The organism is Ochrobactrum sp. SFR4 (assembly GCF_019730395.1).
Taxonomy (GTDB): Bacteria; Pseudomonadota; Alphaproteobacteria; order Rhizobiales; family Rhizobiaceae; genus Pseudochrobactrum.
This window is the reverse complement of the sequence record NZ_JAAPBB010000313.1, coordinates 1-382: the sequence shown is the minus strand read 5'-3', so window position 1 is coordinate 382 and position 382 is coordinate 1. Positions and strand designations below refer to the sequence as shown.

The window sequence follows — 382 nt, the reverse complement described above, 5'->3', positions numbered from 1 at the left end:
AGGCAGATCATAGAGAGATTGCGTGCTTTGCGGCGAGAGGGCGATGAGGTTAATTCCCGCCTCAGCCACAGTCTTCACAATATCATCAATCTGGCAGGAATGTGCATAAGGAACCTGCAGAGTTGCGCCGACAGAAACGCGGATTGCTTTACGGTAAAGCGGGTCACAGCAGGTTTCATCAAGTAAAACGCAGGCTGCTTCAAAAGCCGCTGCATTACGGAAAATCGAGCCGATATTATCATGATTGGATATGCCGCACAGAATGAGCATCAGGCCATTTTTCGGCATGTGATTAATTAATGTATTGATATCATTCGGAGTTTTACGAGTACCAACGGCAAGAACACCACGATGTACATGAAATCCGGCGATCTGATCCATA

Annotated in this window: 1 protein-coding gene; it reads right to left on the bottom strand. The window is 46.9% G+C overall.

Going from position 1 to position 382, the window contains the following annotated elements:
• Positions 1-382, bottom strand: a 382-nt coding sequence (locus tag HBA93_RS19140) for a TrmH family RNA methyltransferase (RefSeq protein ID WP_286202067.1), incomplete at both ends; no start/stop codon positions are given.